Source organism: Oleidesulfovibrio vietnamensis, assembly GCF_055388115.1.
Genome location: NZ_AP042419.1, coordinates 2721890 through 2736883, shown reverse-complemented (window position 1 = coordinate 2736883; position 14994 = coordinate 2721890). Strand labels below are relative to the sequence as shown.

The window sequence follows — 14994 nt, the reverse complement described above, 5'->3', positions numbered from 1 at the left end:
AGAAGGTATCACGCTGTTTGTTTGTGCAAACAGTGAAGAGATTCCTACTCCGGCAGACGGTGGACGTCAAGCCCTGTTGCGCAGAAAAATGCTTTCCGGTTTCCTATGATATGCAAGGCGCTCAAAAAATAGCGGAGGGAATGTGACAGCAGGTGATTCCGCATGACATCGTCTTCGGAGATGAGTCCGGCGCTGAGAATGCGGAACAGCGTGGAGCATACTCTGCTAGCGCGTGTTCCGCCGTGGCGGATCGGGGGCGGCCGGAGTGCCTGCCCTGTAGGCGTTGGCAGGCGGTGTGCTGTGCCCGCTATTGCCGGTATGTCCGCTGTGTCCGGTATGACAGGTACAGCGGCAGGGCCGGTGCGGCTGATGCGCCTGCCGCATGCTGCATGGCCGCACTCCGTCCTACCGGATGCCGACTGGCCGGATGCCGACTGGCCGCATGCCGACTGGCTGCATGAGCAGGCGCACGCGCGGCAAGTGTTACGCAATCCGGTGATGACCATGTATGGCGGTGCCTGTCCGTCTGACAGAAAATAATGGCACAAGCCTTGTGGCGGAGTATTCTGGAACAGTGTGAAAAGCGCCGCGTAACCGGCGGCGCGACTTTTACAGCCTTGGCAGCAGGCTGTGAAAGACGGGCGGTGGCAACACTGCCTTCATCCTCCTCCCTTGCACCGCTGGCCGTGTCCTTGCACCCCTTGGGACACGGCCAGCCGCTTTTCGGGCTGCCAAATGCTTCTGCCGCACTGGCTTCTTTGTTCCGGCAAACGGCAAAATCTGTCCGGGAAGACGGGCGGAAAACCGGCTGTGCAGCGTCGGGCGGAATCGTATGGAATCGGGCGGAGGCAGCCGGAAGGAAGCAGGGCTGCGCCCGGGCCTGCAGGCGTGGTGCCGGAACACATGGCGGTGCGTCTGAGGAGCCGGAGCTGACTTCTGTCAGTTTATTGTGCGGTCGTATCTGCAGAGCGGGGGGCGGTGCAGTAATTGCGGGTGCGCGCCCAGTGCAGACTTTCGCAGCGCCCCAGTCCGCAGGCCGTGCGGTAGTCTTCACACATGGCGGAAAAATTTTTGAGCACCAGATAGGCTGCTCCGCGTGATTGCCGGAACTGGGCCATCTGCGGCGCCAGACTGATGGCTGCGGAGTAGTCTTCCACAGCCAGTTCGGGCAGATGCAGTTTAAGGTAGGTTGTGCCGCGGCTGTGCCATGCACGGGCGAAGGCGGGGTCAAGCCGCAGCGCCGTGTCCTGATCGCCTGCGGCTTCCAGCGTCTGTCCCAGTTGAAAGCGTGCTTCACCCAGGGCATTCCACGGCAGCGGATTCAGTCCGTCTTTATCTATGGCCTCGCGCATGGTCTCCACCACTGTTTCCGGTGCCTGCCATACTCCGTCAGCCTGCAGCAGGGGCAGGGCCTGACGGTAAATCCGCATGCTGCGCAGTGACCGGATATGACGGTTGAAGGCTGCCTCGCGCCCGGGTGCGCGGTCTGCGGGAGAACGGCGTGCGGCGGCCAGCGCGACAAACTGGTTCAGGATGTGCTGCTCGCGTTTCAGGCAGGCGGCATACAGATGCAGCAGCATGGGCTGGCTGAGCAGCACCGTCGCCTGCAGAACGGTTTTTTCGGGGTGCAGGGTTGTCTCCATGGTCACGGCCGCCCCTGCGTCGTCCTCGTAGCCGAAAAATTCAGAGCCGGTTATATGCGCTTCCACCAGCGCGTCGGCCACCGGTCTTGCGGAAATTTCTTCAAATGCTCCGTCCAGCTGCGGCCGTGAAGCCAGCCATCGCGCCACCATATCCACAAGGGCATGGCGGGCCAGTACCGCTGCCGCTTCGTGCGCATTTTCTTCTGAAAGATCACCCCCGTACGGTTGCGCCACCGTGTGCGAAAAAGTCAGCGGCGCAGGGCCTGCGGGGGGCGCAGGCTGTGCATGCGCCGGACAGTGTGCCAGCAGAAAAAGCAGCAGTGCAAGGTGCGGGGCCCACTGGAGCCTGTCCGGCGCAGTAAAGAACACAGAAGCAGCCTATCTGCGCGTGGCGGCGACAATTTTATCGGCCAGAGGCGACACGATGTCTCGCAGGGCCTCGGTCATCAGTTCCTGAGTCGCGTCTTCAGTAGGCACAACCCGTCTGGTCAGCGAACCGCGCAGCGTTTCGGAAAAAACCTGTTCGCCGTCGCCGGAGGTCATGGTTACGGTCATTTCCACAGTGGTCTGGTAGTCGATGGCGCTTTTTTCTTCAATCCACACCTTGCGCAGCGTGCCGGTCACCACATACCCCTTGCCCTGTGCACTGGCGGGGTCGGTGACATAGCTTGCAAAAACGGGGCGCCGTGCCAGTTCCTGATACAGTGCGTCAGCTACCCAGTGTGCCATGCCTGAAAGCGGGGTAAAGCTGGTGCCGTCCTTGCGGAGTCCGGCGGCGGTGGTTTCGCGGGCATCGGCAAAGCGCACCACGATAACTTTGGCGGCGTCGGGACCGGGGGCGATGATGGGCGCCTGCGATGTATAGCGCAGGCGGACGTGTTCCGAAGGGCCGCAGGCGGAAAGCAGCATCGCGGCGGCGGTGATGCACACGAGCAGCGGCAGATGGAAAAGTGATTTCTTCACGGGGGTGTCTCCTTATGGGGCAGTCTTGCTTGCTACAAAGGGGCAAGAGGCAGGTACAGGCGTGTTGTCAGCAGTGCCGAAGGGGTGCGCACCGGGTTGCCCATGTATTGTTCCAGACAGGGCAGGGTTGCGGGGCACCGGCCGCTGAAGGGCAGCCAGTCCCAGAACAGACTGAGCCATATGGCCTGCACTTCATGGTAAGGGCCTTTATGTTCGGCCATGGCGTACTCGCACGCATCCATGCGCCGGGCAAACACGCTGCCGTCCAGCCGCAGGTCGGCAGGCACGGCCACCATGGCATCATACCGTATTTTGTCGGGCTGTGTGATATGAATATCGTCATGCATGATACCCCAGTAGCTCAGCTCCGCGCCGGATTTTTCCATGCGCGCCAGCCACGGGGCCAGCGTATTCCACGCTTCCGGCGCTGAAACACTGTACGGCCCGTACGCACGGATACCCGCAACAGTGAAGGCGCTCAGCATGACAACACGTATATCCATGACAACCTCTTGCGCTTTTTGCCTCTATACACCACACTGCGGCGTTGTCCAACAGTCAGGCGTTTTGAGGACGGATTCGTGAGAAATTTGCGTAAAGTGGCCCCTGTTGCGAGTTTGCGGTTGACAAGAGACTGATGGTCTGAAAGAAGGGCTACCTCGTGATATCGCCTTTTCAGGCGGCGCCCGGCGTACGCCTTAATTTAACGTCATATAGAATCGGAGATTGAAAATGACCAAAGCTGAACTGGTTCAGAAGATTGCTGCCAAAGCCGGTATGAATTCCAAGACCCAGGCCGAATCTGCTCTGGACGCCACCATTGCCGTTATCACCGAAGCGCTGAGCGCCGGTGATTCCGTGACCTTCACCGGTTTCGGTTCTTTCAAGGTTGCCGAACGCGCCGCCCGTAAAGGCCGCAACCCCCGCACCGGCGAAGAAATGACCATTCCCGCCAGCAAAGTGGTGAAGTTCACCCCCGGCAAGGCTCTGAAAGACGCCGTTAAATAAGCAGTCTTTCCGGAACCGGAATGCATGAACGCCCCGCTTTGCGGGGCGTTTTTTATTTATGCCTGTGGCGGTCCGCTCCGGCGGCGGAGTCGGGCCATGCGTGCGCCGCACGCGAAACACCGTGTGCACGGCGGCTGCTCAGGCCGCGTCGGGGCATTCTACCAGCAGCAGTGCCATATCCATCACGTTGGTCAGCGTGGGACCTGTTTTCAGCAGGTTGCCTGTTTTTTCCAGAAAAACATAAGAGTTGTTGTCGGCCAGACATGCTCCGGCATCCAGCCCGCAGCAGCGTGCGGCATTCAGCGTGGCCGCACAGGCAAAGCCGCCTGCCGCATCCGTGGGACCGTCGCTGCCGTCCGTGCCTGCGCACAGCATGGTAATGTTGTTGCAGTCCTGCAGGTGCATGGCTCCGGCCAGTGCCATTTCCTGATTGCGTCCCCCCAGACCTGCACCGGTTATGGTCACCGTGGTTTCGCCGCCTGCCAGCAGGCACACCGGACCGGAAAGCGGTTCACCCGCGCAGAGCTGCCGTGCGGCTGTCACCAGTTCTTTTGCTTTTTCGCGTGCCTCGCCGGTCATGGTGCTGGTCAGTATGCGCGGTGTATATCCCTGCCGCGCGGCTTCCTGCGCTGCGGCTTCCAGTGCCTGCCTGTTGTTGGCCACCAGTACGTTGTGCACGCGGTCAAACGCGGCATCGCCCTGTGCCGGAGTTTCGGGCACCCTGCCGGCCGCGCCCTCTTCCAGTCTGCGGGTTATGGCTGCGGGCATGCTGTGCCGCAGTCCGTATCTGTCAAGAATGCCGAGGCACATTTCATATGTGGAAGAATCCGGCGATGTGGGCCCCGATGCAATGACATCCAGATCGTCACCCACCACGTCGGAGATTATCAGCGCCACCAGCGTGGCCGGACTGGCTGCAGCGGCCAGTCTGCCGCCGCCGAAGACAGACACGTGTTTGCGGATGGCGTTGATCTCGTGGATGGTGGCGCCGCATGCCAGCAGCCGTTGCGTGGCTGCCTGCCAGTGGGCAAGGCATATGCCGTCGGCCAGTGCCGGGGTCAGTGCGCTGGCGCCGCCGGTAAGTACACACAGCACCAGATCGCGGCCGGTGGCGGATGCGGCAAGCTCCAGCATGCGTCTGGCTGCAGCTTCTCCGGCGGCGTCGGGCACCGGGTGCGCAGCCTCGTACAGCGTGATGCGGCGCAAGGGTACCGTGTGTCCGTATTTCACGCATACAGCTCCCTGCGTGATGCGCTCGCCCAGCAGTTGCTCCAGTGCTGCCGCCATGGGGGCCGCGCCTTTGCCGGCGCCGGTCACCAGAATACGGTCATAGTCATCCAGATTGTATGTTCTGTTGTCGATGTGCAGCAGGTTGTCCTGTACCTGAACATGGCGGTACACGGCCCTGTCGGGCGCCACGGCCTGCAGGGCCGCATCCAGCAGGCTGCGCAGCACTGCTCTGGGATTTTTTGTCATCAGTATTCTTCCTGTTGCGGCGATGGCCGCCGGTATGTGTGCGGGGCGCTTATGGTAGCTGCGGGAAGTCCGGCCGGTCAAGAAATCCGCTGTGCGGAACAACGCCCGCGCTGCGGGTGACACAGGCTGTGTGGCGTGCTACTACACGGTCAACGTAAGACAGACAAAAGGAATCCGCTGATATGAGATATTATACCGTGCTGCGTCGTTTTTTTGTTTCCGCCATGCTGCTGACAACTGTGCTTGCGCTGCCGGGCTGCATGGGCGGGGGGCTTTTTTCTGCAGACAGTTCCGCTGAGGATGCCGTTCCCGCGTATGCCCGCAATGAAAAAGCCGAACAGGCCGTGCGTGCGGCACTGGCCGCGCTGGGCGACAGAGCGGCGGGGCTGACGGTGTATGCATGGCAGGACACCGCGTTCATTATAGGAGAAGCGGACGATGACACCTTTGCGCAGGTGGTGCGTGAGGCGCGCAGGGCTCCGGAAATAAGCGCAGTGGCCGGTTACGTGTTTCCGCCTGCCGGTGATGCGGCAGACGTGCACGATAACGCGCTGGCAGGCAGGGTTATGGATGCGCTTTCCGGCGTGGAAGGGCTGGATATCTCCGCACTGGTCGTTGATACCGTGCGCGGCGATGCGGTACTGATGGGCCCCGTGCCTTCCGGTGCCGGGGCTGCGCAGGCCGTGGCGGCAGCCCGCGCCGTGGAAGGTGTGGGACAGGTGCGGTCTTTTCTGCATGTGCAGGACGGAATGCGGCGCGACTGAGCAGGGCGTAAAAAACGCACGGCATTCATCGTCGTCTGTGCACGCTGTGCGTGCGGGGCAGACTTTTGCCGTGGCGGTACCGCGGCATGCTGTCCGGCACGGGGCGCAAAAAAAGCCGCCTTCCGGCTGGAAGACGGCCTGACACGGTGCATGCGCCGGTCTAAACTTTTTCAAAAAATTCTTTTTCCGCGCCGCACAGCGGACATACCCAGTCTTCGGGCAGGTCGGCAAAAGCGGTTCCGGGCTGAACACCGTTTTCGATGTCACCCACTTCGGGGTCGTAGACATAGCCGCAGGGGCATTCGTATTTATCCATCATATTCTCCTGTGTTTGCGGGGTTCTGCGTTGAACATGAAGACGCACCCGCGTTGGCGCCGGCAGGAAACAAGACCCGCCTCGTCCGGAGCGCTTTTTTCAGCACGGTGCTTGAAAGGGGCAGCTTCCAGTCTCTGTCCCATAGCTTCCGGTTTGCAGTATTGTCAATGAAATCCGCCGGAGCGGCACGGGACCGTACCGCAGTTCAGACAAACACCCGAAAAGGCCGCATTCTGTGATGAATGCGGCCTTTGTCTTCGGTAACGGCTGATTGTATGGTCAGCCGCGGAATCGGTAACGGAGGTGATGTCGGGACTATGCGTCGCGGCTGCTGCGGCTTCCCCAGCCGGGTATGCCTTCCATCCTGCGGGGCATGCCTTTACCGGCAGGAGCGGTGTAATCATCCAGCCAGGTAGCGGCAGGATTGCGCGGAAAGCTGAGCAGAGAACCGGAGTGGGCCGGATTGGGCGTCCGGTGGCGGCGGAATACCACCTGATCGTGAGTTACCGAGACCACTTCGATTTTGCCGGTGGCGTGCGACATGGCATAGCGTACACGCTTGGCGGGCCCGCTGAGCGTTTTCTGCGCTTTCTGCAGTATGTCGTATCCTTCCTCTATGGGCACCGTGAAGTGTCTGTTGCCTTTGGTGGGACGGCAGACAAACAGGTAATAAGGCGGCACACCGGCTCCCGCCAGCTTTGCGAACAGTTCCGACAGCGTTTCGGGGCAGTCGTTCACGCCGCGCAGCAGCGGTGTCTGATTGGTCATTATGATGCCGGCGCGCTGCAGGGCGTCAACGGCTTCCAGCGCCAGCGGCGAAAGTTCGCGCGGGTGATTGAAGTGTGTCTGCATGTACAGCTTGCGTCCGGGTCTGGAATACCGCGAAAGCAGCTCGAGCAGGCGGGTATTGCCGGCGATGAGACCGGGGTCGAAGACGGGCATGCGCGACCCTATGCGGATGAACTGCAGATGGTCTACGGCGTCCAGACCTTTGAGGATATGTTCCAGTTCAGCCAGGGGCAGCAGCAGCGGATCGCCGCCTGAGATGAGAACGTTGGTAATTTCTTTGTGCGCCCTTATGTAGGCCAGCGCTTTCCCGGTGTCCGGCACGGGCGGTGTGCCGCCCTCCATGAAAATGCGCTTGCGGAAGCAGAACCGGCACAGTCCGCCGCAGGCTTTGCCTGCCAGCAGAATGGCCGTGTCGCGGTATTTGTGCTGCATGCCGGGCACGGCGGTGTAGCGGGCCTCGTCAGAAGGATCCAGTTCGCCCCAGTCCTTTGTCTCGTCGGGGTGCGGCACAATGATGCGGCGGATGGGGTCGGCCGGATCATCCCAGTTGATAAGCGAAAGATAGTAGTCGTTGGCCCTGAATGCGTAATATTCCATCACAGGCCGCAGCGCGCGGGCTTCCTGTGCGTCGAGGGGCAGTGAGTTGATACAGCTCGTGTACGTAGCGTGCTGACGGGTCATGGGCAGTCTCCTTGGGGCGTTGTGTACGCGGCAGCGCACGGGCAACGCATGAGCGGCATGTCTGGGACAGGCCGGCGAAGCCGGAAAACCGGCTGTGCAGCATGAACGTATGCGAAATCGGGCTAACCGCCGGAACCTGCGCGCGAAGGCAGAACCGGCCGGTCACGGATAAAAAAAGCGGTTTATGATGCCGCTGGATGAAAAGGCAGGTGAACCGCCTTTGTATATGACAGGTCTGTGCCGTGTGACCTGCGGGAGGAACGCAGAGAGAATACGCGTTCCCCGTTGTGTGCAGGCAGCACCTTAGAAAAAATAAACTTGATAATCAAGCTTTATTTTGCCGGACACGGCGGGCATTACGGGCTGTTTTCATGCGGCAGAACCCGGCGTGGGCCGGTTTTGGGGCCGCCATGACCGGCAGATGGCACTGAAACTGCCGTGCGCCGCACGGCGCAGAGATGGATTGCGGACCGCTTTTGCCTGCGCGTGGCCGGCGCGGGAGTGAAAAAAAGTCCGGCGCAGCTTGTACGCCGTGCCGGACATTTTTTCAGATAACCATGTGCGCAGCGTCAGCGGCGGGATGCCGCCGGACCCTGTTCCAGCACCTGCGCCATGACCTGCAGGGCTTTTTCCATCAGCCGGGGATGTGCCTGTGTACCCATATGCCCCAACCGGAACACCTTGCCCGCCATGGGGCCGAAGCTGCCTGCGGCGCGCAGACCGCGTGCGGCAAGCGCCTGCAGCCATGCAGCGCATTCCCAGCCTCGGGGAACAAGTGCCGCGGTTACTGTGGGTGAATTCACAGCGTTTTCAGCGGTGAACAACCTGATGCCCATCTCCTGCAGACCGTCGCGGCATTGCCGGGCCACATTGCGGTGCCGCGCAAAAACCTGTTCTGTTCCTTCGGCAACAATGGCCGCGGCGGCGGCATGCAGCGCCGCCGTGCCGTGCCAGTACGGGGTATACGGGCAGCGGCCGTCGCTGTGCACTGTACGGAAAGGTCCCAGTGCGTCGTAGCCCTGATAGGCCCGCTGTTCCACTGCCTCCCATGCGGCGGGGCTTACTCCCACAAAGGCCATGGAAGGCGGTGCGGAGAGGCATTTCTGCGAGCCGCCGAGCAGCAGGTCCACATGCCAGTCGTCGGCCATTACGGGAGCGCCGCCAAGGCTTGCCACGGCGTCAACATAGAAAAGCGGAACATTCATGGCTGCTTTGAGCCTGCCCAGTTCTGCCAGCGGGTTCAGCGTGCCGGACGGCGTTTCACAGTGCACGGCGGTGATCATGTGCGGCCTGAAACGGTCGACAGCCTCTTCCACGGCGGTCAGGTCGTCCAGCGTGGCGTTGAAGGGCAGTGTGATTTTGCGCACTTCGCAGCCCAGACCGGCGGCCATGTCGCCTATGCCGTCGCCGAAGACGCCTGTGGCCACGCTGAGCACCCTGTCACCGGGAGCCAGACAGCTCTTCAGCGCTCCCCACAGGGCCAGCATGCCTTCGCCGGTCATTATCACCATATCGTTGCCGGTACCCGCCAGCGTGCCCAGCAGTTTCTGCGTGTCTGCATACAGCTGCAGGTAGGCAGTTTCTATCTGTCCTGAACCGTAATCACGGCCCATGGCCGCCAGTGCATCGGGGTGCAGGGTGGTGGGCCCCGGAACCATGGGAATTTCAGTGTAAGCGTTCATGCCGTATCCTCCGGCGTTGCCGGTTGTTACAGGTCCACCAGTTCCACTTCGTCGGGGGCGACCGGAGTACCCAGAAAAAGACCGCCGGTGCGTGAAAAACGGGGAACATCGTCCGTGGCCATAAATCTTGTCTCACCGCATTCAGTGGCCCGGCGTTCCAGACCTCTGGCGCGCAGTTCCGCCTCCACCGCTTTTGCAGTGATGGCCGCGCTGTCCACTATGGTCACTCCGTCACCGATGACATTGCGTATGGCACCGGCCAGCAGCGGAAAATGAGTGCAGCCCAGCACCAGACAATCCGGTGTTTCCGGCCTGCCGGAACCGGAGGCGGGATGAAAGATGGGGTTCAGATAGCGGGCGGCTATGCCTTCGACCAGCGGGCCGTCCAGCCAGCCTTCTTCGGCCAGCGGCACAAACAGGGGGCAGGGCGCGCCGGTGGTCTGGGCATCCGGTCTGATGGCGTGGATGGCACGCTCGTACGCGCGGCCGCGGATGGTTGATTCCGTGGCGATAACCGCAATACGCCCCGTGGCGGATGCCCGGCAGCTGGCCTGTGCGCCGGGCTGGACCACGCCTATGACCGGAATGCCCGGATAGGCGTTGCGCAGCGGCTCAAGAGCCGTGGCACTCACGGTGTTGCAGGCCACCACCAGCAGTTTTATATCTCTTTCGACCAGTCTGGCCGAAGCCTGCAAGGCATAGCGGGTGACCGTCTCGGCCGATTTTGTGCCGTAGGGCAGCCGGGCGGTATCGCCCAGATACAAAATGCTTTCACAGGGCATGCGGCGGCGCAGCGCCTTGAGCACGGTCAGGCCCCCCACGCCGGAGTCGAACATGCCGATGGGCAGGTCACGGCGGGAATCGCAGCCGGATTCTATCTGCATGCGCACTGCTCCCCGTCGTTGTCCAGCAGCTCAAACGAACTGCTGGTGACCGGCGCTCTTAGTGTATCAAGCACCCGTTCCAGCAGAATACCGTCGCGGCTTGGCAGGTTGTGCCCGAAGGTGGCTCTGATGCCCATGGTGACAAACTGCACGGCGCGGTCCATGGCTATGGGCAGGCTGTCGCCCTGCAGCAGCGCGCCCGTGACCACGCTGGCAAACGTATCACCCGTTCCCGGGTAATGTGCCGGAATATATGAGCAGTCTACTTTCCAGAACCGGTCATGCCGGCGGTTGTATGCCATAACAGCGCTGCGCCGTTCATCACCGTGCACCGGCACGCTGGTGATGATGGCTATGGATGGCCCCATGGCTGTGAGGCGGCGCAGCCAGTCTTTCACCGTGCTTACAGTGGCTTCGGTGGTGTACTTTTCGTCCAGCAGAAAGGCCGCTTCCGTAAAGTTGGGGGTTATTATGTCTGCCTTGGTGACCAGCCAGCGCATGCGGTGAACCATTTCAAGCGTCATGGTGGGTTCCATTTCGCCGTTGTCGCCCATGACGGGGTCCACCACCGCAAGCCCGTCCGGAGTGCGGAACATGTCGATGCAGCGGGCCACGATGTCCACCTGTTCCGGCGAGCCCAGAAAACCGCTGTAGACGGCATCGAACTTGAGGTTGAGCGACTGCCAGTGGTCAAGGATGGAATGCATCTGTTCCGTCAGGTCCACAAAGCTGAAGTTTTCAAAACCGGACGTATGGGTGGACAGCACCGCCGTGGGCAGCGGGCAAACCTGAACGCCCATGGACGAAAGTACAGGCATGGCCACGGTGAGCGAGGTGCGCCCGAAGCCGGAAAGATCGTGTATTGCCGCCACGCGCGGCACTGGGGTGCGCATTATAGGAACGTCTCCGTTGGATCGGTTGCGTTGAATGTTCGGGGCCGGCGTTTGTGTGCCGGTATCCTGCCACGGGGCATAAGCCCGCGGACGGGCAAAAGCAACATGAGCGGAGCAAAAAAGCAAGCAGACAGAAAAACACTCTGCCGCGGGAACGCAGGCATGGCGGGAGCGGGGGAACGGCAGGGCGGCATCTTGCGGCAGCGGTTTAAAAAAACGTACGCCGTGTGCTGCCGTGTGCTGCACGGGGGCTGTCGCGGCAGGGGATATCACACCCCGATACAATGCATGCGGCCGCCCGGAGGCGGCCGCGTGGATGTCGTTGAAGCAATGCAGATCAGGCTGCTGCCTGCTGGCTTTCTGCCACCACCTTTTCGGTGATATGGGGCGGAGCTTCCTCGTAATGATCGAATTCCATGGTGAACACGCCCTGTCCGCCGGTCATGGAACGCAGATCGGGGGCATAGCGCATGATTTCATTCATGGGGATGTGCGCTTTGATTTCCGTTATGCCGGCTGTGGAGTCGGAGCCAAGCACTTTGCCGCGGCGGCTCGAAAGGTCGCCGATGATGTCGCCCATGTATTCATCCGGCACAGACACGCTGACCAGCATGACGGGTTCAAGCAGTACGGGGCGGCATGATTCCATGGCTTTTTTAAAGGCAAGCGATCCTGCAATTTTAAAGGCCATTTCCGAAGAGTCCACCGTGTGGTACGACCCGTCGTACAGACGCACCTTGAAGTCCACCATGGGATATCCGGCAAGATAGCCTCTGTGGGCGGCCTCCTGAACGCCTTTATCCACAGCGGGTATATACTGGCGGGGAATGGAGCCGCCCACGATGGCGTCTTCAAAGGTGTACCCTGCTCCGCGCTCCTGCGGGCTGATTTCCACCCAGCAGTCGCCGAACTGCCCGCGTCCGCCGGATTGTTTCTTGTGTCTGCCCTGCACCTGCGCTTTGCCCTTGATGGTTTCGCGGTAGGGCACCTTGGGCGTTTTCAGCACAATGTCCGCCTTGTATCGGCGGCGCGCACGTTCCACGGCGGTTTCTATGTGCATCTGCCCCATGCCGGAAAGCAGTATGTCTCCGGTTTCTTCGTCTCTGTTCAGACGCAGGGTTATGTCTTCATCAAGCAGTTTGTGCACGGCCGCGTATACTTTGTCTTCATCGCCTTTTTCCTGCGGGGCCAGCGCATAGGTGATAAGAGTGGGGGGCATATGCGGGCGCGCCAGCGCAAAGGGTGTTTTTTCTTCGCACAGTGTGTCGCCGGTACGGGTGTTTTTCAGTTTGGCCACGGCAATAACGGCACCGGGTTCAAGAGCTTCCTTGCAGGGGGTCTGCTCTTTGCCCACAAGGCACAGCGGTGTGCCCACACGCTCGTTTTCTTCTCTGGCGGGGTTGTACAGCGTGGTGTCGGGCTTCAGCGTGCCGGAAAGAATACGCAGAATACTGAGCTGCCCTGCAAAGGGGTCGGCCAGCGTTTTTATGACAAATGCAGACACCGGCCCGTCGGGAGAGGAGACGCGCTCGTTGCCTTCTTCGTCAAGCCATGCCGCGCGGTCCAGCGGCGAGGGGAAAAGACTCTGGATGAGGTCGAGCACCTGCGCGCCGCCTTTGTTTTCCAGTGCCGAACCGGCAGCAACCGGTATCAGTTCGCCTTTCAGTACGCCTTTGCGCAGGGCAGCGTGTATTTCTTCGTCTGTCAGTTCACCTTCTTCAAGGTATTTTTCCATAAGCTCTTCATCGCTTTCCGCGATGTTTTCCACCATGGTTTCGCGCAGGGCCTGTATGTCGTCTGCCATGTCCGCGGGTATGTCAGCTTCGGTCACGCTGCCGTTTTCGCCGAACAGCAGGGCCTTGCCTGCCAGCACATCGGCCACCCCGCGAAAGTTTTCCTGCTGCCCCACGGGAGAATAGAGCAGAACGGGTTTGATACCCAGTATGTCGGACAATCCCGCAAAGGCCATGTCGAAGTCGGCTCTGTCGCGGTCGGTCTTGTTGATGAAGACCATGGCGGGCAGACCGGCATTTTTCACGGCGTTCCACAGTTTACGTGTCAGGGGGCGTACTCCGTCCACGGCATCGACAACAAAAACGGCGGCATCAACGCCGGCCAGCAGGTAGTTGATGTCGCCGATAAAGTTGTTATCGCCGGGGATGTCAGCAAGAAAGTGCCGGTTCTTGTTCCATGAAAATGTCGCAAAAGCGGGCTGTATGCTGCCGCGCCGCTTCACTTCCTCCGGCTCGTAATCAAGGCAGCTTGTTCCGTCCTCGATTTTTCCCATGCGGCTGACCGCGCCGGACTGGAAAAGAAGCATTTCCGCCAGCGAGGTCTTGCCGCTGCCTCCGGTGCCGACCAGGGCATAGGTTCTTTGATTTTCAAGCGCTCTGGACATGTAGCTCTCCCTTGTAACGTGTGTATCGTGGGAATAGCCCCTGCGCGCAGGGGTTTTGTCCTTTTGCTCAGTGCAGCCCTTTTCCGGTGCTGCGAGTCTAATGCATAGAGAGAGTTAGAGAAAGATGTCAAGCCCTGTGCACAAATCAACCTACTGGAAAAACAAATCGGTTCGATATAAGACGGTAAGATAACCGCATACCGGAGGACGGATGTACATCAATCTGCTGTTGGGAGTGCTGTTCGTTGTTGCCGTGATAATGCTGATACGGGCATGGTGGCAGGAACGCAGACCCGCACGCGAGCTGCTGGAAGAAGAACTGCGCCGCAGACGCGAACGAGAAAAAGCACCGGAAGCGGCGGCCCGCAGACTGCGGGAACTGGGCGTGGAGCGGCTGAAGCCCGTGCTGCGGGCTGTGGAGGACATGCGCAACGCACTGCCGGAAAACACACGGTTTACCTGCATGCTTGATGAAGACGGGCTGCGTATTGAGCTGCCTGCGGCAGAGGGCAGAACCGTGACGCTGCTTGTGCGGCACCGGGTGCAGGCTTTTTCGCTCGACCGCGGCACGCGCGGGCTGGAAGAAGCATTGCTGGAGCATGAGCGTTTTGTGCTGTCGCATCCTGAACATGCCGGCAGGGGAGAAAGCGTGGCGCGCGATCAGGATGAGTGCATACGCATGGTGGCGCGTGAACTGGCACATGAGCTGGCACATGAACCGGCGCATGACCCCGCGGGAGAACCTGAGCAATAGCTGCGGTGACATGGGAACGCAGGCACTGCCGTGTGCCTGCATTGTCATCTGTTCCGGCCGCTGCTATGTTGCCGGTGATATCAACCCTCTCAGAAAAGGAAGCACCATGGCGGAAAACAGCGACGTGCGACTGTATGCCCTGTCCACCTGCATCCATTGCAGAAAATGCAAGGAATTTCTTGAAGAGCATTCCGTGCCCTTTGAGTGCGTCTATGTGGACATGCTGTCCGGCGATGAACGCAGTGAGACCATTTCGTTCATCAAAAAACACAATCCCAAACTTTCGTTTCCCACGCTGGTCATAGACAACGGCGGCACGGTGATTGTGGGCTTTCACAAAGATCAGATCGAGGAGGCTCTGGACTTATGAGCAAAACCATGACTCCGGAAACCCTGTACGAAATGCTCAAAAAATTTCAGGAGCCCAAAGGCTTTTATTTCAACGCGGACATGGGCATGACCATGCCGTTGCTCGAAAGCCTGCTGCAGACCAAGGAACGTTACGGTTACATGGCCTGTCCCTGCCGTCTTGCGCTGGGTGAATACGAAGCGGACAGAGATATCATATGCCCCTGCGTGTACCGCGAACCGGATATGGAGGAGTACGGGGCCTGTTTCTGCGGACTGTATGTGACAAAGGAATGGAACGAAGGCACCATAGAACACAAGGTGGTGCCCGAGCGTCGTCCGCCGGAAAAACTGCTGGGCTGACGTCTTCGTTCCGCAGGCGGCAGATTGTGTCC

The 14994-nt window shown here is 60.4% G+C and carries 15 protein-coding genes; 5 read left to right on the top strand and 10 right to left on the bottom strand.

The genetic code is table 11. The annotated features are described in order from the left end of the window. Positions 1–944 precede the first annotated feature (944 nt). The 3 genes from ACZ5D1_RS12320 to ACZ5D1_RS12310 are packed head-to-tail and all read right to left on the bottom strand — an operon-like array spanning position 945 to position 3109. Positions 945–2012: a hypothetical protein gene (locus ACZ5D1_RS12320; protein ID WP_464555010.1), complete on the bottom strand. Its 1068-nt coding sequence runs from the start codon at positions 2010–2012 to the stop codon at positions 945–947. Positions 2013–2021: 9 nt separating this feature from the next. Further along, positions 2022–2606, bottom strand: coding sequence for a hypothetical protein (locus ACZ5D1_RS12315; RefSeq protein ID WP_011368571.1), 585 nt, complete (start codon positions 2604–2606; stop codon positions 2022–2024). Positions 2607–2638: 32 nt separating this feature from the next. After that, positions 2639–3109 (bottom strand): GyrI-like domain-containing protein, encoded by a 471-nt coding sequence (locus tag ACZ5D1_RS12310; protein WP_455696866.1) that lies wholly within the window; start codon positions 3107–3109, stop codon positions 2639–2641. 229 nt (positions 3110–3338) lie between these two features. Here ACZ5D1_RS12310 and ACZ5D1_RS12305 point away from each other — a divergent pair, with 229 nt between their 5' ends. Further along, positions 3339–3614, top strand: a complete 276-nt coding sequence (locus tag ACZ5D1_RS12305; protein ID WP_011368569.1) for an HU family DNA-binding protein — start codon at positions 3339–3341, stop codon at positions 3612–3614. A gap of 138 nt (positions 3615–3752) precedes the next feature. Here the strand turns inward: ACZ5D1_RS12305 and ACZ5D1_RS12300 are convergent, their stop codons facing one another. Continuing rightward, the gene (locus ACZ5D1_RS12300; RefSeq protein WP_464555009.1) at positions 3753–5090 is read right to left on the bottom strand and encodes a glycerate kinase type-2 family protein; all 1338 of its coding nucleotides are present in this window, start codon (positions 5088–5090) and stop codon (positions 3753–3755) included. A 182-nt stretch (positions 5091–5272) separates the two neighbouring features. Here ACZ5D1_RS12300 and ACZ5D1_RS12295 point away from each other — a divergent pair, with 182 nt between their 5' ends. Continuing rightward, positions 5273–5854, top strand: a complete 582-nt coding sequence (locus tag ACZ5D1_RS12295; RefSeq protein ID WP_464555007.1) for a BON domain-containing protein — start codon at positions 5273–5275, stop codon at positions 5852–5854. A gap of 160 nt (positions 5855–6014) precedes the next feature. On the opposite strand, the gene ACZ5D1_RS12290 is transcribed toward ACZ5D1_RS12295, so the two are convergent. The 6 genes from ACZ5D1_RS12290 to fusA all read right to left on the bottom strand — a co-directional run bounded on the left by ACZ5D1_RS12290 (position 6015) and on the right by fusA (position 13497). Continuing rightward, entirely contained in the window at positions 6015–6170 is a 156-nt protein-coding gene (locus ACZ5D1_RS12290) for a rubredoxin (RefSeq protein ID WP_011368566.1), read from the bottom strand. Positions 6171–6485: 315 nt separating this feature from the next. Further along, complete coding sequence (locus ACZ5D1_RS12285; RefSeq protein WP_464555006.1) at positions 6486–7640, bottom strand: KamA family radical SAM protein; 1155 nt, start codon at positions 7638–7640, stop codon at positions 6486–6488. A 569-nt stretch (positions 7641–8209) separates the two neighbouring features. Continuing rightward, positions 8210–9322 (bottom strand): pyridoxal-phosphate-dependent aminotransferase family protein, encoded by a 1113-nt coding sequence (locus ACZ5D1_RS12280; protein WP_464555005.1) that lies wholly within the window; start codon positions 9320–9322, stop codon positions 8210–8212. 26 nt (positions 9323–9348) lie between these two features. Beyond that, positions 9349–10206, bottom strand: coding sequence for a glutamate racemase (gene murI / locus ACZ5D1_RS12275; RefSeq protein WP_011368563.1), 858 nt, complete (start codon positions 10204–10206; stop codon positions 9349–9351). After that, positions 10197–11099 (bottom strand): pyridoxamine kinase, encoded by a 903-nt coding sequence (locus tag ACZ5D1_RS12270; RefSeq protein WP_011368562.1) that lies wholly within the window; start codon positions 11097–11099, stop codon positions 10197–10199. The genes murI and ACZ5D1_RS12270 overlap by 10 nt, the downstream gene beginning before the upstream one ends. A 337-nt stretch (positions 11100–11436) precedes the next feature. Further along, a complete protein-coding gene (fusA, locus tag ACZ5D1_RS12265) occupies positions 11437–13497 on the bottom strand; it encodes an elongation factor G (protein WP_011368561.1) in 2061 nt (686 codons plus the stop codon). 211 nt (positions 13498–13708) lie between these two features. Here fusA and ACZ5D1_RS12260 point away from each other — a divergent pair, with 211 nt between their 5' ends. Genes ACZ5D1_RS12260 through ACZ5D1_RS12250 form a run of 3 tightly spaced genes read left to right on the top strand, consistent with a single transcriptional unit; the run spans position 13709 to position 14962 of the window. After that, the gene (locus ACZ5D1_RS12260) at positions 13709–14251 is read left to right on the top strand and encodes a hypothetical protein (protein ID WP_273193676.1); all 543 of its coding nucleotides are present in this window, start codon (positions 13709–13711) and stop codon (positions 14249–14251) included. Further along, positions 14211–14621 carry a glutaredoxin family protein gene (locus ACZ5D1_RS12255; protein ID WP_464555003.1) on the top strand — a complete coding sequence of 137 codons (411 nt, stop codon included), beginning with the start codon at positions 14211–14213 and terminating at the stop codon, positions 14619–14621. The genes ACZ5D1_RS12260 and ACZ5D1_RS12255 overlap by 41 nt, the downstream gene beginning before the upstream one ends. After that, complete coding sequence (locus ACZ5D1_RS12250) at positions 14618–14962, top strand: ferredoxin-thioredoxin reductase catalytic domain-containing protein (protein WP_011368558.1); 345 nt, start codon at positions 14618–14620, stop codon at positions 14960–14962. Before ACZ5D1_RS12255 ends, ACZ5D1_RS12250 begins: the two co-directional genes overlap by 4 nt. Positions 14963–14994: the final 32 nt, after the last annotated feature.

What these genes read in the sequence shown, in the direction of transcription:
- ACZ5D1_RS12310 (WP_455696866.1), bottom strand. Translation starts at nt 3,109, where the DNA reads ATGGATATACGTGTTGTCATGCTGAGCGCCTTCACTGTTGCGGGTATC.
- ACZ5D1_RS12305 (WP_011368569.1), top strand. Translation starts at nt 3,339, where the DNA reads ATGACCAAAGCTGAACTGGTTCAGAAGATTGCTGCCAAAGCCGGTATG.
- ACZ5D1_RS12300 (WP_464555009.1), bottom strand. Translation starts at nt 5,090, where the DNA reads ATGACAAAAAATCCCAGAGCAGTGCTGCGCAGCCTGCTGGATGCGGCC.
- ACZ5D1_RS12295 (WP_464555007.1), top strand. Translation starts at nt 5,273, where the DNA reads ATGAGATATTATACCGTGCTGCGTCGTTTTTTTGTTTCCGCCATGCTG.
- ACZ5D1_RS12290 (WP_011368566.1), bottom strand. Translation starts at nt 6,170, where the DNA reads ATGGATAAATACGAATGCCCCTGCGGCTATGTCTACGACCCCGAAGTG.
- ACZ5D1_RS12285 (WP_464555006.1), bottom strand. Translation starts at nt 7,640, where the DNA reads ATGACCCGTCAGCACGCTACGTACACGAGCTGTATCAACTCACTGCCC.
- ACZ5D1_RS12280 (WP_464555005.1), bottom strand. Translation starts at nt 9,322, where the DNA reads ATGAACGCTTACACTGAAATTCCCATGGTTCCGGGGCCCACCACCCTG.
- murI (WP_011368563.1), bottom strand. Translation starts at nt 10,206, where the DNA reads ATGCAGATAGAATCCGGCTGCGATTCCCGCCGTGACCTGCCCATCGGC.
- ACZ5D1_RS12270 (WP_011368562.1), bottom strand. Translation starts at nt 11,099, where the DNA reads ATGCGCACCCCAGTGCCGCGCGTGGCGGCAATACACGATCTTTCCGGC.
- fusA (WP_011368561.1), bottom strand. Translation starts at nt 13,497, where the DNA reads ATGTCCAGAGCGCTTGAAAATCAAAGAACCTATGCCCTGGTCGGCACC.
- ACZ5D1_RS12260 (WP_273193676.1), top strand. Translation starts at nt 13,709, where the DNA reads ATGTACATCAATCTGCTGTTGGGAGTGCTGTTCGTTGTTGCCGTGATA.
- ACZ5D1_RS12255 (WP_464555003.1), top strand. Translation starts at nt 14,211, where the DNA reads ATGAACCGGCGCATGACCCCGCGGGAGAACCTGAGCAATAGCTGCGGT.
- ACZ5D1_RS12250 (WP_011368558.1), top strand. Translation starts at nt 14,618, where the DNA reads ATGAGCAAAACCATGACTCCGGAAACCCTGTACGAAATGCTCAAAAAA.